The following is a 22,410-nucleotide window of genomic DNA, read 5'->3' as shown; positions in this document are numbered from 1 at the left end:
GCCGTGATCTACGTACCGCTGGCCGCTTATCCGCGACTCCACCACGCCGCTTGACCGACGAACCGCCCGCGCCAGTGCGATGATGTCGGAGTGGCACGCGGAGATGACCCGGACGATCGGAAAACTCGCGGCGGACACGGTGACCGCAGGCGACGCGATTTCCGGCAGGGCGAGCAGGTGGTTCGCGCAGGCACCCTGCTGGTGTCGGCGACCGAACTGGTCGAGCCGACCTTCCGGCGCACCGTCGTGTACATCATCGAGCACAACGAGGCGGGCAGCCTCGGGGTCGTACTGAACCGTCCGAGCGATACCGCGGTGCACGACGTGCTGCCACGCTGGTCCGAGGCGGCCGCCGCGCCGCGCACGCTCTTCATCGGCGGCCCGGTCAAGCGGGACGCGGCGCTGTGTCTGGGCACCGTCCGGGTCGGCGCGTCGATCGCGGGCGTCCGTGGACTGCGTCGCATCGATGGCCGCGTGGTGCTCGTCGATCTCGACGCCGACCCGGATCAGATAACTCCGCTGATCGAGGGTCTGCGGATCTTCGCGGGCTATGCGGGCTGGACCTTCGGCCAACTAGAGGGCGAACTGCAGAACAACGACTGGATCGTGCTTTCTGCGCTGCCCTCGGATCCGATCAGCACCGGCCGCCCCGACCTGTGGGCCCATGTGCTGCGCCGCCAGCCGCTGCCCCTGTCTCTCCTGGCGACACATCCGATCGAACTAGAACGCAATTGACATGCCTACGCGCATTGAACCTTTTGGCCCTCCTGATTCGTGGGATGAGCGGGAGGTGACGAATGCCCGAAGAACAAGCCGAGCTCATGCGGGTTCTATATCAGGAACATGCTTCGGCGCTATGGCGGTACACGCTCGGTTTGGTTCGCGATCCAGGTCGGGCCGAGGACATCGTGCAAGAGACGTTGTTGCGGGCGTGGCAGCGCCCCAACGTGCTCGATCAATCGACGACATCGGCGCGGGCGTGGTTGTTCACGGTCGCGCGCAATCTCGCCGTGGATGAGCACCGCAGCGCCCGCAATCGGCGCGAATTCCGTACCGACAATCCGCCGGAGCAGGCCGCTCCGGACCAGGCCGACCGGGCCCTGGACGGATGGCTGGTCGCGGACGCATTGAGCAGACTCAGCGGCGATCATCGCGAGGTGATCGTGCGGGCCTACTATCGAGGCCTTTCCACCCACCAGATCGCCGAGGAACTCGATATCCCGGCGGGCACGGTGAAATCTCGCATGCACTACGGCATGCGGGCGTTACGGCTGGCACTACAGGAGATGGGGGTGACGAATCAATGACGGACATCGCCGACGACTACTCGACGTGGGATGCACCGTACATCCTCGGCTCCCTGTCCCGCATCGAACGGCGGGAGTACGAAGAGCATCTGGACGGCTGCCCGGTCTGCCGGGCGGCGGTTGCCGATCTCGCCGGACTCCCGGGTTTGCTCTCGATGGTCGATCCCAACACCGCGCTCGCCATGATCGAGCCGCCGGAAAAGCCTGTGGCCGAGGCGGATCCCCCCGCACAGCTGCTGCCCCGGCTCGCCGATGCCGCCGAGCGGCGTAGGCGGCGCAGTCGGTGGGCGGCCGTCGGAGCTGCCGTCGCTGCGGCTGCCGCGGCGGTGGCCATCGCGGTTCCGGTGGTCACTTCGGTGACCGCAGTGGATAAGCCGAGCTCCGAACAGGTTGTGGCCGAGCGCAGTATGGAGGCGATCACACCGAATCCGGTGACGGCCAGCTTCAAGGTCGTGCAGGCCGATGGCAAGACCCGGATCGTGATGACCTGCAGCTATGGACCGAGTGACCAGAAGTACAACTGGGATCTCGACCTGTACGTCATCGGCACCGATGGCAGCCAGGCCAAACTCGATCGGTGGCCCGCCGGACCCGGCACCGAGCTGACGATCGACCGGACCCTCGATAAGACGCCGGATCAGATCCAGGCGGTGCAGATCCGGAAGGCGTCGACGGGCGAGACACTGCTGTCGGGCACGGTCTGACACACTTCGATCCCCCCGCCGAACCCGACGGGGGGATCGAAGGTTTCGATGATTCAGCGCTGGGTCTGCTTGCGGAAGACCGAGGTCGACCAGAAGTATCCGACCAGCGTGAGGCCGACGCACCAGGCGATGGAGATGATGCCGTTATTGCCGATCTCCGTGCCCATGAGCAGGCCGCGGAGGGTTTCGGTGAGCGGGGTGAACGGCTGGTACTCGGCGAACTGACGCAATCCGACCGGCATGGTGTCGGTGCCGACCAGGCCGCTGCCGAGAAACGGCAGCATGATCAGCGGGAAGGGCATATTGCTCGCGCTCTCGGGAGTCTGCGCGACCAGCCCCATGCCGACCGCGAGCCAGGTGAGTCCGAAGACGAGCATGCCGAGCAGTCCGAATGCGGCGATCCACTCGACGACATTCGCCGACGGCCGGAAACCGGCGAGCAACGCGACACCGACCATGGCGGCGATGCCGAGCAGGGCCTGGATCAATGCGCCGACCACATGTCCGGCGAGTATCGCCGACTGTGAAATCGCCATGGTGCGAAAGCGATTCACGATGCCCTTGGTGGTGTCGGTGCAGACCGAGACCGCCACGCCCGCGGTCATATACGCCGGGATCATCAACAGCATGCCCGGCGTCAGGTAGTCGATGTAGTTACCGCCGGACGACTTCTCCAGTGCGCCACCGAAAACGAAGTTGAAGGTGAGCAGCAGGATGATCGGCATGAGGATGATGCTGAAGGTCATGCTCGGATACCGCTTCGCATGAAGCATGCTGCGCCGCAGCATCGTCTTCGAGTCGGCGAGTGCGTAGGCCATCGCGCTGCTCATCGCACGGTCTCCTTTTCGGCGGTGGGATGTCCGGTGAGGGTGAGGAATACGTCGTCGAGGGTGGGGGTGTGCACGGAAAGTCCGGCGACCTCGATCTGCTCGTAGTCGAGCCGGTCGAGCACCGCGCGCAGCGATTTGACGCCGCCGTCGCTGGGGACCGCGAGGGTGAATTCCTCCTCGGCCGCGTCATCGACGACGCGCGCCTCCGGCCCCAATGCCGTTGCCGCGGCGGCCAATCCGGGCTGGTCGGCGAATTCCAGCCGGATATGTCCGCCGGGGATCCGCCGCTTCAATTCGGCGGCCGTGCCCTCGGCGACGATCCGGCCGTGGTCGAGCACCGCGATCCGGTCGGCCAGTTGATCAGCCTCCTCGAGGTACTGGGTGGTCAGGAAGACGGTCACGCTGTAGTCGTCGACCAGTGTGCGGATCATTTCCCAGATCGCCCGCCTACTGCGCGGATCCAGTCCGGTGGTCGGCTCGTCCAGGAAGATGATGCGCGGATCGCCGACCAGCGTCATGGCCAGATCCAGCCGCCGCACCATCCCGCCGGAATAGGTGGCCGCGGTCTTGTCGCTCGCCTCGACCAGGTCGAAGCGCTCCAGCAGTTCGGCGGCGAGGCGCTTGCTCTCGCGGCGCGGCAGATGGTGCAGATCGCCCATCAGGACCAGGTTTTCGCGGCCGGTCAGCAATTCGTCGACCGCGGAGAACTGGCCGGTGACACCGATCGCGGTGCGCACGGCATCGGGTTCGGTGACCAGATCGTGGCCGTCGACGCGGATTTCACCCGCATCGGGGCGCAGCAGCGTGGTGAGGATCTGCACGGTGGTGGTCTTGCCCGCACCGTTCGGGCCGAGGAGGGAGTAGATCGTGCCCTCCTGAACCGTGATGTCGATGCCGTCGAGCACCACGTGCTCACCGAACGATTTACGCAGGCCCAGCGCCGAAATGGCGGGGGCACGATGACCGTTGGTCATGGTCTTCCTTTCGAGGATTTTCATAAATCAATGCGAATGACAGCATGATTCAGCCGCACCGCGCCCGGAGTCCGGTGCGGCGTTGTGAGAGGTGGTATTCGGTTGGTATCGAGTTCGACTGTTCTTACCCGCCCGTCGGCTCCGCCGACTGCCGTCCCCCTAAATATCCAGTTCCTCGACCGGTGGACGGTCGGCGATCTGGGCCACCCGCTCGTAGAGCTTGTCCGGAATCTTTCCCTTCAATTCGCCGAGCGAATCGACGATCTCGAAAATGAAATCGCCCCAGTCCTGATCACCGACGCCCAGCATGCGACGCCAGTTCGTCAGATCCTTGACCCAGTTGGTGCTCTGCGGGTATTCGTCCCAGTTCGAATACTGGGCATGCATGACGAATTTGCCCTTCCGGCTGCGATACACCCGGACGTGTTCCATGCGCTCTTCGTTCACGTCGCGATGCTCGCCCAATAGGGCGCCGGAGAAGCGGACCTGACGCACGCCGTTGTGGCCGACCCGCAGCACTACCTCGTCGTAGCCCTCCAGCCTGCCCTCTTCCAGCTCGATGAACCGCCGCAGTGCGGTGGTCACCGCCCCCGAAAGGTTGCCGCCGACGAGCTCCTGCGCGCGCTGGAACAGTGGCAGGTCGTCGTCGGCAACGTAGATCGTTTTGTTGGGCATGAACTCACTATACGTAGATGTATACGTACACGCAAGCAGTGGCGGGTCACAAGAATCTCCCCACCGCCTCATGCGCGGAGTACATCTTGTACGAGGGATTGAACCGCTCAGCAGTCCAACTCGTAGTTCACGTGTACGCGATGCGTGACCGCGCCTGTACTCGCCTTCGGCGCACGGCAGGTCACTGCGAGAGGAGGGCCGATGCCGAGCAGGGTCGTAGATTATCTGGTTCGAGCGGTTTCTACCCTGGGGGTGCAGCACATCTTCGGTGTCGACGGCGCGAATATCGAGGATCTATACGACGCGCTATTCGATGCGCCCGACGACGTCGCGGGAATCGTTGCCAAGCACGAGTTTTCGGCCGCGACCATGGCCGACGGCTATGCCCGCTCGACCGGCGGACTCGGCGTAGTCGCCGCTACCTCCGGCGGCGGCGCGATGAATCTCGTTGCCGGACTTGCCGAATCGTTCGCGTCCCGGGTTCCGGTATTGGCGCTGGTCGGGCAACCGCCGACCGCCCAGGAGGGCAACGGCGCGTTCCAGGACTCCAGCGGGCTCGCGGGCACCATCGACGCGGCCCGGATGTTCGGGGAGATCACCCAATATTGCGCACGGGTGGATGCCGCCGCCGACCTGCCCGACAAGTTGTCCAGGGCGGTCGCCGCCGCCCGGCGCGGCGGACCCTCGGTCCTGTTGCTGCCCAAGGACGTACAGCAGAGCGATATCGGCGATACCCCGCCGTTCCGGCCGACGTCGCCGACGCATCGGCGCGACGAAAGCGGCCTGGCTCGGGTGCGCACCGCGCTGACCGCGGCACGCAAGATCGGCAAGATCGTGATCATCGTAGGCGACCAAATCGCGCGCGACGACGCCCGCGCCGAACTCGCTCGGCTGGCACGCGCATTGGATGCGTCGGTGGGCGTCGCCCCGGATGCGAAGGACACCTACGACAATGCCGACCCGGCGTTCCGCGGTGTCGCCGGGGTTATGGGACATCCGGAGTTGCCAGCGGCATTGCGCTCGGCGGCCCTGTGCCTGATCGTCGGCACACCGATGCCGATCACCGCGCGCACCGGGTTGGACGAGCTGTTGGCCGACCGCACCGTCGCGCATATCGGTGTCGCCGCGCCGTATCTGTCCGCGATCCACGCCACCAGCACCGATCTCGCGCGGGATCTGGCCGAACTCGCGGACGAATTCACCGACGGCATCGAAGAGAACCATCCGTACCCACCGCATGCTCTGACGCCGTTGCGGGTGCCCGAGTCGACCGGACCCGGTGTGCGCTACCGCGAATTGGTCGAGACGATCGAGGCGTTATTGCCCGCGGGCACGGACGTTTTCGCGGATGCTGGCAATACTGGGGCCGCGGTGGTGCACCATTTGCGGGTGCCGCGCGGCGGCCGATTCGTGGTCGCGCTCGGCATGGGCGGGATGGGCTATGCGTTCGGCGCCGCGATAGGTTCGGCATTCGCACGCCATCGCGGACCGTCCGGAACCAGACGCACCATCGTCGTCGCAGGTGACGGCGCGTTCTACATGCACGGCATGGAATTGCACACCGCGATCGAACACCAGCTGCCGGTCATCTTCATCGTGCTCAACAACAACGCGCACGCGATGTGTGTCACTCGAGAACAGCTCTATTACCAAGATCGCTACAGCTTCAACCGGTTTCGGCCCACACAACTGGGAGCGGGCATCGATGCCATGTTCCCTGAACTTCCCGCGTACTCCGTCCGTACTACCGCAGAGCTGGCCATCGCACTGGGGCGATGCGTCGAATCCGAAGGGCCGGCATTCATCTCGATCGACGTCGACCCCGACGAAGTTCCACCCTTCATCCCGTTTCTCGCGACATTGGAGAAGCTCGATACATTGGAGAAAAGGCAGTGACAACAAGCGCCCTCCCCGCCCTCAGCGACATTCCGGAAGACGTAGTCCCCGGCGTGCTGCGGATCGAGAACTCAGATAAGGACGCGACCACTCCGATCATCATGGACATGCTGCGGTCGGTGTATCCGCACGACCAGATCTTCGGCGAATACTGTCCGGTGCAGGCGTATATCGCCGCGCCGCCGGATGAGGTGTGGGAATACCTGGCCGATACCCGCAGCCTGGAGGAGTGGACCTATAGCCTGCGCGGCTTCGTCGAGACCGAGGAGCCGGGTCTGTGGCTGGCCTGGGACCGGCTCGGCCCGGCAACCAAGATCTTCACCCGCACCGTCGCGCATCGCGAGGGCATGACCGTCGACTACCACTGCGCCTGGGATCAGAGTCAGCACCTGTGGATGATCTACCTGCTGCGGGTGATCGATGCCCAGGTGGTGTTCAACAAGCCGGGTTCGGTAGTGCTGTGGGTGAACTGCCGTCACCCGTTCTACGACGAAAACCCCTATCCCGAAACGGCTCCCGAGAAGCGGCCGGTATGGGTGGGCGACTTCTGGGAGATGTTCTCCGCCGGGCACCAGCTCGAGATGGACAACCTCAAGGCGATCTGCGAATACCGTGCGGCAAACGGTCTTCCGATCAAGCCCGACTGGATGAAGTGAGGCCGCGCCATGAACTTCGCTGATCCGAACGGCCCTGGACTGCCCGCCGTCAGCCTTGTCGATGTATCGAGCTATCTGCCGGGTGAGCCGGTCGGCACCGAATACTTCACGCAGTACAGCCGATCCGATCGGATGGCCAAGAACGTCATGTTCCGCTCGCCCAAGGCGCGCCACCACGTGGGCAGGGACGAGACCGCGGTGGACATGGTCGAGCGGGCCGTCGCACCGCTGGTCGAACGCCATGGTGCACAGGCGATCTCGGATATCGACGTGCTGATCACGCATACCCAGCTGCCGGACAATCCGGTGATGGGCTGCGGACCCGAGGCAGCCCGCCGCCTCGGGATGAAGCCCCGCTTCGTATACGACGTGCACAATGGCGGCTGCGCGGCCTTCGTGCACATGATGGCCATGGCCAGGATGATCCTGCAGACCACCGACGCCCGCTCCGCGCTCATCGCGGCGACCCAGAACTGCGCGGGCCCGGTGTTCACCCAGACCGAGATCCGCAAGCTCGCCCAGGCGCCGGTGCCCGGCGACGCCTGCGGTGTCGGACTGCTCGTCAAGGATGATTCCGCGCCGATCCTGGATATCGAATGCCGCACCTATCCCGAATTCGCCGGGGATATGGAGTTCTCGACCAACGGCGAGCGTAAGTACTGGGAGCCGGGCGAGGGCCAGGGCTGTGTCAGTTTCACCGAATCGAAGATCACCAAGGTGTTCGCACGCGGCAATCGACTGGTGCCGGAGGTGGCATTGGCGGTGTGCGATCGGATCGGGGTGAAGGGCCGCGATATCGACACCTTCGTCACCAATCAGCCGAACCGGCTGTTCCTGCGCAACTGGCACGATGCGCTGGAACTGCCGCCGGAGCGGCATCCGGACACCTTCGACCAGTGCGGAAACCTGTTCGCCGCAGGCATTCCGGTCACCCTCGATACCGAGAATCGGGCGGGTCGGCTGCGCAACGGCTCGGTGGTGCTGTTGTCGGCATTCGCGCACGCCGGTGATTTCGCCGGCGCCGCCGCGGTGCGCTGGGGCGCGGCCGGATGAGCGTGCGGGTGGCCGACGAATCTCGGCCCTCGCAACAGCACCGAAGTCAGCGGACGCAGGCTCGGTTCGATCTCAGCCTGAGCGAAAATCCGTTCCCCCCACTGCCTTCGGTACTCATCGCGGTGAACCACGTACTGGCGCAGGCCAATCGCTATCCGGAGTTCCTGCCGCGTCGGCTGCCGAGGTTGATCGCGGGGCGCGTCGGGGTGCATTCGGATCAGGTGGTCGTCGGTTCCGGTGCGACCGGGGTGGCCATGCAGATCATCCAGGCATTGACCAAGCCCGGTGACGGAATCGTCTACGGGGCACCAACTTTCGACGGCTATCCGATCATGGCGGAGATGGCCGATCTCGAGGTCGTTCCAGTGCCCCTGGACGACGCGGGCAATCAGGATCTCTGGGCGATGGCGAAGGCCATCGACAAGCGGACCGGTTTGGTGGTGGTCTGCCGTCCGCACAATCCGACCGGCACCGTGATCTCGGCCGCTGAGCTGAAGGCGTTCTTGTGCTCGGTGCCGCGCCGGATGCCGGTCGTCCTGGACGAGGCGTACGCCGAATTCCTCGGTCCCGCCGATCGGGTCGATACCCTCGAACTGCTCAATCGACATCCGAATCTGATGGTCCTGCGCACCTTTTCGAAGGCGTATGGACTGGCCGGGCTGCGCATCGGCTACACCTTCGGCAGCAGCGAGTTGATCAGCCGCGTCCGCAGGCTGCAGCTGCCGTTCGGGGTGAGTTCGGCGGCGGTGGCCGCGGTCGCCGCGTCCTACGCCGCCGAACCCGAATTGGCCGCGCGCATCCTGCGCATCACCACCGCACGCGAGACCCTGCGCAGTGCGTTGCTGCACCGGCACATCGCCGTGCCGCGCAGCCACGCCAACTTCCTGTACCTGCCGGGACCCGGCGTAGCAACGGCGCTGCGCCGGGCCGGCATCGCGGCCAAGGTGTACCCCGACGGCAGCGCGCGCGTAGCTGTCGGGGACACCGAGGCGGACAACGCGGTGCTGAAGTCGCTGGAATCACTGCGGTAGGTGGTGTTGGAGCGGCGGCGTTCACGGGACCTGTGTGGTTTCCAGCGCCGCCGCCTCCGACGAGCATCATGCGATGACCTTGCGACTCGATGACGGTGACGACCGCAAGCTGAACGAGGAAGCCGCGCGCCGCCGGATCCGAGCAAGAGATCGCGAACGAAGCGGCGCATCCACCCGCGAAACAGGAAGGGTTCGAGGCGATGCCGGCGCGCATTATCGAACGGCACGCCGAATTGCTGGATCGGCTCGGATGATCCGATACCTGCCGGTTCACGAACTTCTTGGGTTCGCCCGGTGGTTCGATGGGGTGATGATGCGGTGGTCGGAGTTCCAGGTGAATGCGGCACCAGCGCGCGGGACGGCGAGTCGGGTGCTGTTCCGGTTTACGCTGGGGCGGCGTGCGGTCATCGGTCGCCAGACTGTCATCGAACCGGGTGGGACCAGTGGTTGGCACTATCACGATGGGACGCTCCTGGTACTGGTCGCCCGCGGCACCCTCGACCATCCGGGCGCGGACTGTGCCCCGGTCGCCTACCGGCGCGGCCGAATCTTCCGGGAACCCAGTGGCCCGTCCTATCCCCACGTGGCGCGGAATCCAGGGACGACACCGGTGACGCTGTTCGTGCTGTACCTGAACCCGGCTGGTAGCCCGCTATCGCGTCACGTCGATCCGCCGGAGTGCGCCGAACAGTAACGCAACCCGCGCGCAACGGACCGCTGCGGAGAAATCGAATCCGTCCGATGGCTATCTCGCCGGCCCCGCCCCAGCACTGCCATGCCGAACCCCAGCATGGTATCTGGCAGGTATCATGTGGATTATGGCGATGACCTTGCGACTCGATGATGACGACGACCGGATGCTGTCCGAGGAAGCCGCGCGCACCGGCCGCTCCAAACAAGAGATCGCGAAGGAAGCGATCCATCTGCATCTCACCGCGAACCAGGAAGTATTCGAGGCGATGCTGGCACGCACCATGGAACGGCACGCTGAATTGCTGGAACGGCTCGCGTGACCCGATACCTGACGGTCCACGAACTTCTCCTGATCGCCCGGGCTGTGAACCGCGGTACCGACGCGGTCCGGGATTACGGATTACTCGCCTCCGCCGCCGCGCGTCCGTCCACCAGGGTCTTCGGCACGGATCCATATCCGGAGTTGTTCGAAAAGGCTGCCGCGCTACTTCATTCGCTTGCTCGCAATCATGCCCTGATCGACGGCAACAAACGCACTGCGTTCCTTGCGGCGGCGCTCATGCTCGAACGTAACGGCGTCGTGCTGGCGGTGCTCCCCGACGAACAGGAACCGATCATGATTGCCGTCGCCGTTGGGGACATGGACGTGCCCGAGATCGCTGAGCACCTGCGGAAATGGAGCGAATAGCCGTCCGCACGACGTCGCGATCAGACCTGTGCTGGCGCCGACCCCGCGTTCAGTCGGTCGGGGCGCAGGCCTCGCGCAACGAGCACGCGCCGCAGGAGGAACCGCAGCCGCCGATCTCTTGGACGGGAACGAGCTCCTCGACCGCACGAGCTGCGGCATTCGCGCCCGCGCCGAGGGTGAACAGCGCCACCATCGCTGTGACCACCGCAACGATCAGCGCCGGAAAACCACCTGCGGCCAAGGCTACGAGGCCGCCTGCGAACAGCAGTGCGCCCGCGGCCACGGAGGTAGGGGCGGCGACGCGGTTGGCGATGCGGAAGGTTTCCTCGTCGTGCAGTGCCGCCTCGGTGTGCACCCCGACGAAGCGGTTGCGTGGCAGCCGGCCGGTCAGTCCGAGCACGCCGGTTGCGATGGCGACCATGGCCAGCACGAACAGGGTGAGAGCGACGACGAACACCTGAGGAGGTTATCGCACCGCCGCCACGCCGGATCCAGCCCGGCCCGATTTTCGGTGTATAAGCCCGGACGTTCTACCCTGATAGACACATCTATGACGGGGATCGGCGAGAACAAGAAGGCAGGACCGTGGCGGACACTCGTGCAACCGAAAGCGATGTACCGGAGCACAGGTACAGCGCCGGCCTCGCCGGCCGCATCGAGCGCCGGTGGCAGCGGACCTGGGATGAGCGCGGGACCTTCCACGCGCCGAACCCGGTAGGCCCGCTCGCGGGTGCGACGCCGACGGACAAGCTGTTCGTCCAGGACATGTTCCCGTACCCGTCCGGCGCGGGCCTGCACGTCGGGCATCCGCTGGGCTACATCGCCACCGACGTCTTCGCGCGCTATCACCGGATGCAGGGCCGCAATGTGCTGCACGCGCTGGGCTACGACGCGTTCGGTCTGCCCGCCGAGCAGTACGCGGTACAGACCGGAGCACATCCGCGCCAGACCACCGAGTCGAATATCGCCACCATGCAGCGTCAGCTGGACCGGCTCGGCCTTGGCCACGACCGTCGGCGCTCGTTCGCGACCACCGATCCGGAGTACTACAAGTGGACGCAGTGGATCTTCCTGCGCATTTACAACGCTTGGTACGACCAGGATCTGGACCGCGCCCGCCCGATCGCGGAACTGCAGGCGCAGTTCGACTCGGGTGCCCGGCCGACCCCCGACGGCCGCGCCTGGAACGATCTGACCGCCGCCGAACGTGCCGAGGTGCTGGACTCGTATCGCCTGGTGTACCAAACCGATTCGGTGGTCAACTGGTGTCCCGGTCTGGGCACGGTGCTGTCCAATGAAGAGGTCACCGCCGACGGCCGCAGTGAGCGCGGCAACTTCCCGGTATTCCGGAAGCGGTTGTGGCAGTGGATGATGCGCATCACCGCCTACTCCGACCGGCTGGTCGACGATCTGGACCACCTGGACTGGCCGGAGAACGTAAAGGCCATGCAGCGCAACTGGATCGGGCGATCCCGTGGCGCGCAGGTGAAATTCGATGCCGACAGTCAGCAGATCGAGGTCTTCACCACCCGGCCGGATACCCTGTTCGGCTCCACGTATGTGGTGCTGGCTCCCGAGCACGAGCTGGTCGACAGGCTGACCGCGGAGGCTTGGCCCGAGGGCGTCGATCCGCGCTGGACCTTCGAGGACGCCGGTGACCCTCGGGAAGCCGTTGCCGGATACCGCAAGGCGATCGCGGCCAAATCGGATCTGGAGCGACAGGAGAACAAGGAGAAGTCCGGCGTCTTCCTGGGTTCCTACGCGACGAACCCGGTGAACGGCGCCCAGGTGCCGATCTTCATCGCCGACTACGTGCTGGCCGGTTACGGCACCGGCGCGATCATGGCCGTGCCAGGGCACGATCAGCGCGACTGGGAATTCGCCTCGGTATTCGGCCTGCCGATCGTGGAAGTCATTTCCGGCGGAGATATTTCGGCCGCGGCCTACTCCGGTGACGGCGCGCTGGTGAACTCCGATTACCTGAACGGCCTGGCCGTCGAAGAGGCCAAGGCCACCGTCATCGCGCGCCTCGAGGCCGACGGCCACGGCAAGGGCACCGTCCAGTACAAGCTGCGCGACTGGCTGTTCGCCCGCCAGCGTTACTGGGGTGAGCCGTTCCCGATCGTCTACGACGAGGACGGCGCACCGCACGCACTGCCGGAATCCATGCTGCCGGTAGAACTTCCGGAGCTGGACGATTTCGCACCGGTCACCTTCGATCCGAACGACGCCGACTCCGAACCGTCGCCGCCGCTGGCCAAGGCCACCGACTGGGTGAATGTCGAACTGGATCTGGGTGACGGTCCCAAGCAGTACCGCCGCGATACCAATGTCATGCCGAACTGGGCGGGCAGCTCCTGGTATCAGCTGCGCTACGCGGACCCGACGAACCCGGATGCGTTCTGCGCCAAAGAAAACGAGCAGTATTGGCTGGGCCCACGCACCTCGGAGCACGGCCCGAACGATCCGGGCGGCGTCGATCTGTACGTCGGTGGTGTCGAACATGCGGTGCTGCACCTGCTGTACGCGCGGTTCTGGCAGAAGGTGCTGTTCGATCTGGGTGATGTGAGCGGTTATGAGCCGTACCGCCGCCTGTTCAACCAGGGCTACATCCAGGCGCACGCCTACACCGACGCGCGCGGTGCGTATCTGCCCGCCGCCGAGATCATCGAGCGCGACGGCAAGCACTACTTCCCGGATCCCACCACCGGCATCGAGATCGAGGCGTTCCAGGAGTACGGCAAGATCGGAAAGTCGTTGAAGAACGCCATCTCGCCGGACGAGATGTGCGATACCTACGGCGCCGACACCTTCCGCCTCTACGAGATGTCGATGGGGCCGCTGGATACCTCGCGGCCGTGGGCGACCAAGGATGTCGTCGGTGCGCACCGGTTCCTGCAGCGGGTGTGGCGACTGGTCGTCGACGAGGAGTCCGGCGCGATCCGGGTCACCGACGCGGCGCCGTCGGAGCAGACGCGGCGCCTGCTGCACAAGACGATCGCGGGTGTGGACGAGGATTACGCCGCGCTGCGCGATAACACCGCCGGTGCCAAGCTGATCGAGCTGACCAACCATCTGACCAAGAGCTACCCCGCGGGCGCGCCGCGCGAGGTGGTCGAGCCGGTGGTGCTGATGCTGGCGCCGATGGCACCGCATATCGCCGAGGAACTGTGGGAACGGCTGGGGCACAAGGAATCCCTGGCCCATGGCCCGTTCCCGGTGGCGGATCCGGCGCTGCTGGTCGAGGAGTCGGTGGAGTACCCGATTCAGGTGAACGGCAAGGTGCGCAGCCGAATTCAGGTGCCCGCCGACGCCGATAACGCGACCATCGAGGCGACCGCGCTGGCCGATGAGAAGATCGTGGCACTGCTCGGCGGGAATGCGCCGCGCAAGCTGATCGTGGTGCCGGGGCGGCTGATCAATATCGTCGCGTAAGCGCTAGCCACCGCTGCGCACGGAATTCGGCCGCACATTTTCGTGCGCGGCGGCGAATTCCGTGCGCGGAGCAGCTGATGTCGACGCAACGGACGGGCCCGTGTGCAGAGCCCTGTCAGCGCGACGGACGGATACCGTGGGCGCCGCGTTCTGTCAGCGCGGCGGCAGCAGCACGTCGTTGAGGGTCACCATGGAGAGATTGCGCTCCTTGATGATGTCCACGAGCTGCCCGTAGACGTGCGTAACCGCGGGCGCGTTCGCGTGCCCGATGATGATCGTCTGCGGATTGAAATACTTACGCGCGCACTCCAACAGGTAATCCTCGGTGATCACACCGGAGTCCGACAGCGAGCCGTACCACATGGTCGGCACGGTGTAGCCGAGATCCGCGGCGACCCGATCGACCGTGCCGTTGTGGCGACCGAAGGGCGGGCGGTAGTAGGGCGTGCCGTCCACACCGAAGTTGTTCCACAGGAAGGACTTCGCCCGCTCCAACTGCGAGGAGATGCCCGACGCGGACAGCTTGGTCAGATCAGCATGATCCCAGGTGTGATTGCCGAGCTGGATCTGACCGGAATCGACCAGGGGCCGCAACGCATCTCGGTGAATCGCCCACGAGTCGTAGTAGGCGGTCACGAAGAAGGTGAATCGCGCGCCGGTATCCCTGGCGAACTTGATGTAGGCCCCGACGACTTCCGGACTCGCACCGTCATCGATCGTGAGCGCCAAATTGGTGCCACCGCCCGGCAGTGCGGTGATGGTCTGCGCCGGAATCGGCGTCTTCGGTCCGATCGGCGGCGGGGGCAGCAGCGGCGCGGGCAGTATCGGCCCGCTGCCCGCCGAACCACTGTTGAACGGCTCCCCCTCGGCCCGCACACAGCCGGTCAATGCCAGCGCGGTGCCTGTTGCGAGCATTGTCAGCAACCGACGTCTATCCACGATCCGAACCCTCTAGCTTCGCTCTATCAGCGCACCGCCGCCCCGTCGACGCAAACGCGCAGGTAACAGACGCGAGGCTACCGAGCGAAACTGTCCCCGAGCTGAACCTCGGAACAACATGTCAAGAAAACGACACCATCTCGGCCGCACATTCGGATGAAATCACAGTGAGCCGAATCAGTAGGGCCGCAGCACGATCTCGGTCGGATGGCCGTCGCGCGGTGTGTCGATCGCGGCACGCACGGTCGCCGCGACAGTCTCCGGGCTGAGGAATTCCTCCGCGTGGTACTCGCGCCCCTCACCCGCGATGATCTCCCGCTGCATATCGGTATCGATGCGGCCGGGATGGATCGAGGTCACCCGCAGCGTCGGCTCCTCCAACCGCAGCGCGTCACCGAAAGCCCGCAAGCCGAACTTGCTCGCCGCGTAAGACGCCCACCCCGCATTCGCCCGCAATCCGGCACCCGAATTGATCAGCACCACATGACCGTTGGCCGCGCGCAATGCGGGCAGCAGCAGCCGAGTCAACTCGGCGATGGCGATCACGTTGGCTTCCAAGGTATTTCGCCACTGCTGCACCGAGGATTCGGCGATCGAATCCAGGTCCGCGATACCGGCGTTGTGTACCAGCACATCCAGGCGCCGAATCGGCGAAACAGCTTCCGCCACTGCGGAATAGTCCGTCAACTCGACCGGCCATCCGGTGGCGCCGGGCAGTTCGCCTAATATCGCGCGCAGCGCCTCGGCCGAGCGGGCGCCGAGCAACAGCTCGTGGGTCGGTGCGAGTTCGCGAGCGATCGCGGCACCGAGCCCCCGGCTGGCGCCGGTGATCAGCGCGGTCGGCTTCGGTGTGCTGGTCACGGCGGAGGTCATGGAGTCACCGTATCGGCCACCGAAGCGGGTGGTAGCACTACCCGCGCGCGGCGATGGATGCATAAAGCGAATAAGTGGAATTCACGGACGGGGCATGCGGAGTGAGATCCGGCGCACAACAGCTGGCCACCAGGGCGCACCAGGACGAGACACGAGTCACTGAGCGGGCGTACTTGCGAGTGTCATCGCAAAATAGGGGGATGGCACACCCGGGTTTCACCCCAACACAGCTCGCGGCTCGCGCCGCCTACCTGCTACGGGGCAATGATCTGGGCACCATGACCAGTGCCGCACCCCGGCTGTATCCGCACATGTGGAGCTGGGATGCCGCCTTCGTCGCGGTCGGCCTCGCCCCGCTGAGTGTCGAGCGCGCGGTCATCGAACTGGACACGCTGCTTTCGGCGCAGTGGAAGAACGGGATGATCCCGCACATCGTCTTCGCCAATGGTGTAGACGGCTACTTCCCCGGCCCGGCCCGCTGGGAGTGCAAGAAGCTGGCCGCCAATGCCCCGGACGGTCCGGACACCTCCGGCATCACCCAGCCGCCGGTGCACGCCATCGCGGTGCAGCGCATCCTCGACCATTCCCGCCGCCACGGCCGCAGCACCAGGGCGGTGGCCGAGGAATTCCTGAATCGGCGCTGGCCGGATCTGGTGCGCTGGCATCGCTGGCTGGCCCATGCCCGCGACCCCAAGGAGAGCGGCCGGATCACGCTGTATCACGGCTGGGAATCCGGGATGGACAATTCGCCGCGCTGGGATCGGGCCTACGCGAATGTGACGCCCGGCGATCTGCCGCCGTATCAGCGTGAGGATCTGCTGGTGGTCTCGGACACATCGCAGCGGCCGAGCGATCGCGAATACGACCGCTATCTGTGGCTGGTCGAGCAGATGCGCCGCGCCGGATACGACGACTACCAGCTCGCCTCGACGATGAGTTTCGCGGTGGAGGATGTCTTCGTCACCGCCATCTTCGCGCTGGCGTGTGAGGTTCTCGCCAATATCGGTGAGGAGTACAAGCAGCCCCATGCCGATGTCCGCGAACTGTATTCGTGGGCGGAACGCTTCCGCACTGGCGTGGTCGCGACCACCGACGCCCGAACCGGCGCGGCCCGGGATTTCGACGTGCGCCTCCAGCGCTGGATCAATACCGAGACCCTCTCGATGTTCGCCCCGCTGCTGTGCGGCGGCCTCCCCCGCGACACCGAACGCAGTCTGCTGCGACTGTTCGAGGGCCCGCGCTTCTGCGGCCATCCGGACTTGCGCTACGCCCTGCCGCCGTCCACCTCGCCGGTCTCCAAGGACTTCCGCTCCCGCGAATACTGGCGCGGCCCGGTCTGGCCGGTGATGAGCTGGTTGTTCTCCTGGGTCTTCGCCCGCCGCGGCTGGGCCGAACGCTCCTTCATGCTCCGCGCCGAGGGTCTGCGCCAAGCCAGCGACGGCAGCTTCGCCGAGTACTACGAACCATTCACCGGCGAACCCCTCGGCAGCATGCAGCAGTCCTGGACCGCGGCCTCGGTCCTGGACTGGCTCGGCTGACGTATCCGGGCCGGTCGCGGCAATGGTGACCGCTGTTGATGCAATTGGCCCCAAGGGGCGACCAGTGAATGCTGTGCAAATACCTCAGATGTAACTCTGGTCACATCAAGTAATGGTCGCTATCGTCGAACAGCATGGATAGTACTTGTTGGAGATCCACTCGCGCCTTGGCGTTGTCCGCGATCACGGCGGGCAGCATCCTGATGGCTACTTCGGCGGGCACGGCGGTGGCCGAACCGAGCGGGCCCGATGTGTCGTCGTGGCAGCATGTCGACGGCCGGTTCATCGACTGGTTCGCGGTGCGAAGCGCTGGGCACGCCTTCGCCATGCTGAAGGCGACGGAGGGCGTGAATTACGTCAATCCGTATTTCGTGCCGGACAGCTTGCTGATGCGGGCGGCGGGGGTCGCGCGCGGGACGTATCACTACGCGCGACCGAACCTGCCGCCGGAGCCGCAGGCGGCGCTGTACGCGACGATCGTGCTCGGACAGAACGGGCCGCTGGATCTGCCGCCGGTGCTCGATCTGGAGAATACGGGCGGACTCGGTCCGGCCGCACTGATCGACTGGACGCATCGATATCTCAATACCGTGCAGGCCCTGACCGGACGGGTGCCGATCGTCTACACCTATCCGAATTTCTGGAAGTCGGCCATGGCGAATACCAATGAATTCACCAGGTATCCGCTCTGGATCGCCGACTACCGCGGCAACGAACAACCCGAAGTCCCGGGTGGCTGGCCGACCTGGACGTTCTGGCAGACCACCGACAGCGGACGCATTCCCGGTATCGCGGGCGGCACCGACGTCAACGTGTACAGCGGCGCCCAAGGCGATTTCGCGCGCTACGCCAATATGGGCTGAACAGCACGAAACCGCTACTCCCTGCAGGTTCGAGTAGCGGCTTCGTGTGTTGCGCGGGGAAATCGACTAGGCGCCGATTCGCCCGCCACCCTTCTTCCACACCGAGACAACGGCGGGTCTGGGCAGACTATCGCCACCATCGGGCCAATGCGAGGCGGGCTTCTCCGCGGTCGCGTCATCGCGCTCGCCCGGATGCTGGACGCACACGGTGACCCGCTGCTCCGACACCGTCGGACCGCAGGTCTCCGCGCCGAACGGGACGGTCAGGAATTGTTTGGTCTCGCCGCGATTCGGCCCGTCGAGCACCACCGAGAACAGGCCGTCATTGGCGCCGTTGGCGCGTGAGGCGTCGGTGGAGATCCACAGATTGCCGTAATCGTCGAAGGCGAGATTGTCCGGTGCCGCGATCGGGCTGACCTTGGCCTTGTCGAAACCGGCGAAGTAGGTGTCGGTGGTCTTCGGATCACCGCACAGCATCAGGATATTCCAGGTGAATGTGGTGCCCGCGTGATCGTCGTCGAGTTCGAGCACCTGCCCGAATTTATTGATGTTGCGCGGATTCGCCTCGTCGATGGCGGGCTTGCCCTGCGCGCCGCGCTGCTCGTTGTAGGTCAGCGCGACATAGACCTTGCCGGACTTGGGGTTCGCCTCGAAATCCTCGGGACGGTCCATCTTGGTCGCGCCGACCTTGTCGGCGGCCAACCGGGTGAATACCGAAACCTCTTCGGCGGTGCAGCCGTCCACCTTCGAGGTGGCCTTGCCGTCCTCGCCGGTGACCAGTAGCGGAATCCACTGGCCGGTACCGGTGAAGCCCTTATCCGAGGGCACCGTGCCATTGCCGTCGATCTTGTCCGGGTGATCGCCGGTGAATTTGGCGACGTACAGCGTGCCCGCGTCCAGAATCGTCAGGTTGTGCCGCATGCTCGCCTGGCCGTTGCCGGACTGCACCTTTCGCGACGAGACGAACTTGTACATGTAGTCGAAACGCTCGTCATCACCCATATAGGCGACGACGGTGCCGTCCTTGGCGACGTGAATGGTCGCGGCCTCGTGCTTGAACCGGCCGAGCGCGGTGTGCTTGATCGGCGCGGCCGCGGCATCCCACGGATTCACCTCGACGACCCAGCCGAATCGGTTCGCTTCGTTGGGTTCCTTCGCCAGATCGAAGCGCGCCTCGTGCCGCTCCCACTTGCGCTCGGAGGCGCCGTTCGGAAAGCCGTAGCGCTTGAGCCTGGCCTTGGCGGCCTCGTCGGTGACCTTATCGCCGTTGGCGAAATACTGGTTGACGTTCTCTTCACCGGAAAGGACTGTGCCCCAAGGGGTCAGGCCGCCGGAGCAGTTGTTGAGGGTGCCGAGCACCTTGGCGCCGGACGGGTCGGCGCTCGTCTTCAGGAAGGCGCTGCCCGCGGCGGGTCCGGTGACCGTGAATTCGGTGGTGCCGGTAATGCGACGGTTGTATTTGCCGAATTCCGGTGTCAGCTTGCCGATTCCGGATTCGCCCTTTACCTGGACCACCGAAAGACCATGCGCGGCAATGGCGGTCTGGTAGTGCTCGAGTGCGGGCTCTTCCTTGTTGTAGCCCTTGAACATCTGTGGTTCGGTGGTGTACTCGTGATTCACCACCAGCAGATAGGTATTCGCCTGCCCCTCGATGGGCAGTAGGGCGGCGAAGTCGTTGTTGAAACCGAACTGTTTTGCCTGCGCGGCCGCGGACTGGGCATTCGCATCGAACTTCGGCGCGTCGGCGAACAGCGGGTCGCCCCAGCGGATCACGACATTGTGCTCGTAACCTTCCGGAATGACCAGTGCGTCATCGGAATTCGCCGCGACGGGTGCGAAGTTGGTACCGACCGGCACACCGTCGACCAGCGAGCCGCCCGCCGCCAATTCGACCTTGTCGTCTCCGCAGGCCGCGAGCACACCGGCCGCGCCGACCGCGACCACGACCCCCGCACTGCCCTTCAACATGCCGCGCCGCGTCAGCGCCGCGCGCACCATATCGCCGAAGTATTCGTTCTCGGAAGTGTTCGGAACCTCGTGGAAGCAGGCGTTGCCGCATTTGTACTGACAGGTGATGGCCGAGCGCTTCGGCGCGCCGTCCCGCTTAACGAACAGGGCGAGGGGCTTCGGTGTCACGACTGCGCCTCGCTAACGCTCGGCTCCGTCGTGCCACCGAGGTGGCCTCTGCTTATGGTTCGCTCGCTTCGCTCGCTCACGATGAACTCCTGACATAGTGCTGACCGGCGCACCGTAAGCCGCTCAGGCAATCCACAGGAAACAGTCAGATGAACGACCGACCAATTAGGTAACCCTCAATTTGCGTAGCGTGCTACTCGTGTGCGACTCCCCGCGCAGGAGGAAGATCGGAATCAAGGACATGAGTACAGAGTCAGGAGTAGTGCGATGACCTTGTCCGGAGGAAAACCCCCGCTCACCTCGAAGGCGCTGGACTATCTCGATTCGATTCTCGCGGGCGCGGTGGCCGAGGCCCGCGTCGTACTCGTCGACCACGACCATATGGGCGAAGACGGCGACGGTGGCTGCAACAGGTGTACCCACCCCACCTGTGTCGGGTTCATCCCGGGCGGTGGTGCGGTCTGCAAGCGCCCCACCTGCCAGCACAGCTTCTTCAGCCACCGCGTCTTCTGACGCAAACAAATATTGCTCCCGTTCGGTAATGAACGAGAGCAACATTCTGTGCCGGGGCTACGCATTGACTTGCAGTGCGATCACGACCTCTTGTTCGTTCTCCGGCAGATAGTGCACCTGGATGATCCGGCCGACCTGCACCTGGGCCACGCTGGCGGGCGGCAGGAACTTGTCCACGCTCGCGGTGAATGTCGTTCCGTCGGGCCGGGTCACGACCAGGCCGAGCTCGATCTTGGAATACCCGTTGCGAATTTCGCCGGGCACCGCAAGCGATTGCACGACGGCCTGAGCGGTAATGCCGCGCTCGGCGATGTCGAGTTTGGCCTTGGTGGTGAAGCCCTTTCGGATCATGGATTCGTTCATGGCGCGCTGGGCTGCCGACATATCGCCGGAGCGGTCGACCTCGACCTTGTCGGTGCGATCGGGCAGATAGCGCACCGGCAGCACGACACCGGGCTGCAGCAGTGCGAGTTCGGTGAGCGGGACGATCATTTTGGCGTGCGAGTGGAAGATCTTGCCGTCAACGCCCTCGACGCTGAAATCGATGCGGATCTGCGGCTGGTCATTGACGGTCAGCCCGGTCTGGCGGAAGGACTTGATGGTGCCGATGCCGACCAGACCATCACGGAACGCCGAGCTGTTGTTGTTACCAGTGAAGGCCGCCATGATGCCCTCCCCGATGCCCTCGCCGGTGAAGGCAAAGACCATCGGGACGATGGTCAGGGCGATGATCGGCAGCGCCATCTGCGGCCCGACCCAGGCCAGCATGCTGTCGTCGAAGGGGCCGGAGCTGGTGTAGGTGAAGCCGTGCCAGAGGTAGTAGCCGATCGAGAGGACGAAGAAGGCGGCGGCGAGCGAGCGGGCGATGTTTTTCATGGTTTCCCCTGTGTATGAAGTGGTTTGCCCCGCTCACGCCCCTTGTGTCAAGGGGCGTGAGCGGGCGCCAGCGAGCGAGCTGAAGACACAGCGCGCCTCCGCGCACGGCGGGAGCCGAGCGTCAGCGAGGCGGAGCCGTGAGCGGGTTTGTCACGGTGCGGATCAGCCACCGACCACGGTGGAGCAGGCGAAGGTGATGTCGAATTTCGAGCTCTTCGGGCTTGCGGTCGGATTGGTGAGGTCGGGCGCGCCGACGCCCTCACCGGTGACCTTGTAGGTGTTGCCGTCCTTGACCACCTTGGCCGAACCGCCGGGCATGCCGTTGCCGAAGCCGAGGGCGTAGGGCAGGCCGTTGGCGCCACCCTTGCTGCCCGCGACCGCGACCGCCTGGACGTTGTCGGTGCCGGTGATGGAGGCGCTCACGCTCAGCGTGCCGTAGGTGGCGTTATTGGTGTCGCTGAGCGCGAGGGCGAGGGTGCCGCCCTGCTTGGCGCAGGTGGTGTCGAACTTGCCGTCGAGCGCCTTGCCGTCGACCGAAGCGGTCGACTTGCCCGACGCCGGTACCGGGGCGGCCGAGGTGCCCGGCTTGGCCGAGGTGGTCGGCGAGCTGCCCGAATCGTCACTGCATCCGGTGACGAAGAGGGCGAAAGCGGCGGCCGAGGCGGCGAGGGCGGCGGCGGAGATGCGGACCGGCTTGGTGTTCATGATCTGTTCCTTTTGCTTCGTTCGG

The 22,410-nt window shown here is 65.1% G+C and carries 23 protein-coding genes; 14 read left to right on the top strand and 9 right to left on the bottom strand.

From position 1 onward, the window contains the following. Positions 1–90: 90 nt before the first annotated feature. The 3 genes from NP3_RS33525 to NP3_RS33515 all read left to right on the top strand — a co-directional run bounded on the left by NP3_RS33525 (position 91) and on the right by NP3_RS33515 (position 2,011). Positions 91–735, top strand: coding sequence for a YqgE/AlgH family protein (locus NP3_RS33525; protein ID WP_084509359.1), 645 nt, complete (start codon positions 91–93; stop codon positions 733–735). A 62-nt stretch (positions 736–797) separates the two neighbouring features. Then, a complete protein-coding gene (locus tag NP3_RS33520) occupies positions 798–1,307 on the top strand; it encodes a sigma-70 family RNA polymerase sigma factor (RefSeq protein WP_063045755.1) in 510 nt (169 codons plus the stop codon). After that, entirely contained in the window at positions 1,304–2,011 is a 708-nt protein-coding gene (locus tag NP3_RS33515; protein WP_063045754.1) for an anti-sigma factor family protein, read from the top strand. The genes NP3_RS33520 and NP3_RS33515 overlap by 4 nt, the downstream gene beginning before the upstream one ends. Positions 2,012–2,064: 53 nt before the next feature. Here the strand turns inward: NP3_RS33515 and NP3_RS33510 are convergent, their stop codons facing one another. The 3 genes from NP3_RS33510 to NP3_RS33500 form a co-directional block, all read right to left on the bottom strand. Further along, positions 2,065–2,841, bottom strand: coding sequence for an ABC transporter permease (locus NP3_RS33510; protein WP_063045753.1), 777 nt, complete (start codon positions 2,839–2,841; stop codon positions 2,065–2,067). Further along, on the bottom strand, positions 2,838–3,815 hold the full coding sequence (locus tag NP3_RS33505; RefSeq protein ID WP_063045760.1) for an ATP-binding cassette domain-containing protein: 978 nt from the start codon (positions 3,813–3,815) through the stop codon (positions 2,838–2,840). The genes NP3_RS33510 and NP3_RS33505 overlap by 4 nt, the downstream gene beginning before the upstream one ends. A gap of 159 nt (positions 3,816–3,974) precedes the next feature. Then, on the bottom strand, positions 3,975–4,490 hold the full coding sequence (locus tag NP3_RS33500; RefSeq protein WP_040697293.1) for an EXLDI protein: 516 nt from the start codon (positions 4,488–4,490) through the stop codon (positions 3,975–3,977). Between the two features lie 201 nt (positions 4,491–4,691). On the opposite strand from NP3_RS33500, the gene NP3_RS33495 reads away from it, so the two are divergent. The 7 genes from NP3_RS33495 (at position 4,692) to NP3_RS33465 (ending at position 10,507) form a co-directional block, all read left to right on the top strand. Beyond that, positions 4,692–6,386: a thiamine pyrophosphate-binding protein gene (locus NP3_RS33495; RefSeq protein WP_063045752.1), complete on the top strand. Its 1,695-nt coding sequence runs from the start codon at positions 4,692–4,694 to the stop codon at positions 6,384–6,386. Beyond that, positions 6,383–7,042: an SRPBCC family protein gene (locus NP3_RS33490; RefSeq protein ID WP_063045751.1), complete on the top strand. Its 660-nt coding sequence runs from the start codon at positions 6,383–6,385 to the stop codon at positions 7,040–7,042. Before NP3_RS33495 ends, NP3_RS33490 begins: the two co-directional genes overlap by 4 nt. Positions 7,043–7,051: 9 nt before the next feature. Next, positions 7,052–8,095, top strand: coding sequence for a 3-oxoacyl-ACP synthase III family protein (locus NP3_RS33485; protein WP_063045750.1), 1,044 nt, complete (start codon positions 7,052–7,054; stop codon positions 8,093–8,095). Next, positions 8,092–9,126 carry an aminotransferase class I/II-fold pyridoxal phosphate-dependent enzyme gene (locus NP3_RS33480; protein ID WP_063045749.1) on the top strand — a complete coding sequence of 345 codons (1,035 nt, stop codon included), beginning with the start codon at positions 8,092–8,094 and terminating at the stop codon, positions 9,124–9,126. Before NP3_RS33485 ends, NP3_RS33480 begins: the two co-directional genes overlap by 4 nt. 310 nt (positions 9,127–9,436) lie before the next feature. Next, on the top strand, positions 9,437–9,820 hold the full coding sequence (locus NP3_RS33475) for a cupin domain-containing protein (protein WP_063045759.1): 384 nt from the start codon (positions 9,437–9,439) through the stop codon (positions 9,818–9,820). A gap of 124 nt (positions 9,821–9,944) precedes the next feature. Next, positions 9,945–10,139, top strand: coding sequence for a ribbon-helix-helix protein, CopG family (locus NP3_RS33470; protein WP_063045758.1), 195 nt, complete (start codon positions 9,945–9,947; stop codon positions 10,137–10,139). Beyond that, complete coding sequence (locus NP3_RS33465) at positions 10,136–10,507, top strand: type II toxin-antitoxin system death-on-curing family toxin (protein WP_063045748.1); 372 nt, start codon at positions 10,136–10,138, stop codon at positions 10,505–10,507. Before NP3_RS33470 ends, NP3_RS33465 begins: the two co-directional genes overlap by 4 nt. Before the next feature lie 49 nt (positions 10,508–10,556). On the opposite strand, the gene NP3_RS33460 is transcribed toward NP3_RS33465, so the two are convergent. After that, the gene (locus NP3_RS33460; protein WP_063045747.1) at positions 10,557–10,964 is read right to left on the bottom strand and encodes an SdpI family protein; all 408 of its coding nucleotides are present in this window, start codon (positions 10,962–10,964) and stop codon (positions 10,557–10,559) included. 128 nt (positions 10,965–11,092) lie between these two features. Between NP3_RS33460 and leuS the strand changes: the two genes are divergently transcribed. After that, entirely contained in the window at positions 11,093–13,942 is a 2,850-nt protein-coding gene (gene leuS / locus NP3_RS33455; RefSeq protein WP_063045746.1) for a leucine--tRNA ligase, read from the top strand. 153 nt (positions 13,943–14,095) lie between these two features. Here leuS and NP3_RS33450 read toward each other — a convergent pair whose 3' ends face one another. Then, positions 14,096–14,866, bottom strand: a complete 771-nt coding sequence (locus NP3_RS33450; protein WP_373864800.1) for a polysaccharide deacetylase family protein — start codon at positions 14,864–14,866, stop codon at positions 14,096–14,098. A 192-nt stretch (positions 14,867–15,058) separates the two neighbouring features. Beyond that, positions 15,059–15,754, bottom strand: coding sequence for an SDR family oxidoreductase (locus tag NP3_RS33445; protein WP_063045744.1), 696 nt, complete (start codon positions 15,752–15,754; stop codon positions 15,059–15,061). Between the two features lie 200 nt (positions 15,755–15,954). Between NP3_RS33445 and ggh the strand changes: the two genes are divergently transcribed. Then, positions 15,955–17,292 carry a glucosylglycerate hydrolase gene (gene ggh / locus NP3_RS33440; protein WP_063045743.1) on the top strand — a complete coding sequence of 446 codons (1,338 nt, stop codon included), beginning with the start codon at positions 15,955–15,957 and terminating at the stop codon, positions 17,290–17,292. 203 nt (positions 17,293–17,495) lie between these two features. Continuing rightward, complete coding sequence (locus NP3_RS33435) at positions 17,496–18,155, top strand: glycoside hydrolase family 25 protein (RefSeq protein WP_245721219.1); 660 nt, start codon at positions 17,496–17,498, stop codon at positions 18,153–18,155. 66 nt (positions 18,156–18,221) lie between these two features. Here the strand turns inward: NP3_RS33435 and NP3_RS33430 are convergent, their stop codons facing one another. Then, a complete protein-coding gene (locus NP3_RS33430; RefSeq protein ID WP_063045742.1) occupies positions 18,222–20,291 on the bottom strand; it encodes a PhoX family protein in 2,070 nt (689 codons plus the stop codon). A gap of 267 nt (positions 20,292–20,558) precedes the next feature. Between NP3_RS33430 and NP3_RS33425 the strand changes: the two genes are divergently transcribed. Then, positions 20,559–20,804, top strand: coding sequence for a hypothetical protein (locus tag NP3_RS33425; RefSeq protein ID WP_063045741.1), 246 nt, complete (start codon positions 20,559–20,561; stop codon positions 20,802–20,804). A 57-nt stretch (positions 20,805–20,861) separates the two neighbouring features. Here the strand turns inward: NP3_RS33425 and NP3_RS33420 are convergent, their stop codons facing one another. Together NP3_RS33420 and NP3_RS33415 are read right to left on the bottom strand one after the other, a co-directional pair. After that, positions 20,862–21,680 carry a hypothetical protein gene (locus NP3_RS33420; protein ID WP_063045740.1) on the bottom strand — a complete coding sequence of 273 codons (819 nt, stop codon included), beginning with the start codon at positions 21,678–21,680 and terminating at the stop codon, positions 20,862–20,864. Between the two features lie 162 nt (positions 21,681–21,842). Next, a complete protein-coding gene (locus NP3_RS33415) occupies positions 21,843–22,385 on the bottom strand; it encodes a lipoprotein LpqH (RefSeq protein ID WP_063045739.1) in 543 nt (180 codons plus the stop codon). Positions 22,386–22,410: the final 25 nt, after the last annotated feature.

Origin of the sequence: Nocardia pseudovaccinii NBRC 100343 (genome assembly GCF_001613225.1) — a bacterium.
Taxonomy (GTDB): Bacteria; Actinomycetota; Actinomycetes; order Mycobacteriales; family Mycobacteriaceae; genus Nocardia; species Nocardia pseudovaccinii.
The sequence above is the reverse complement of the archived record's forward strand: the minus strand, read 5'-3'. Positions and strand labels throughout refer to the sequence as shown.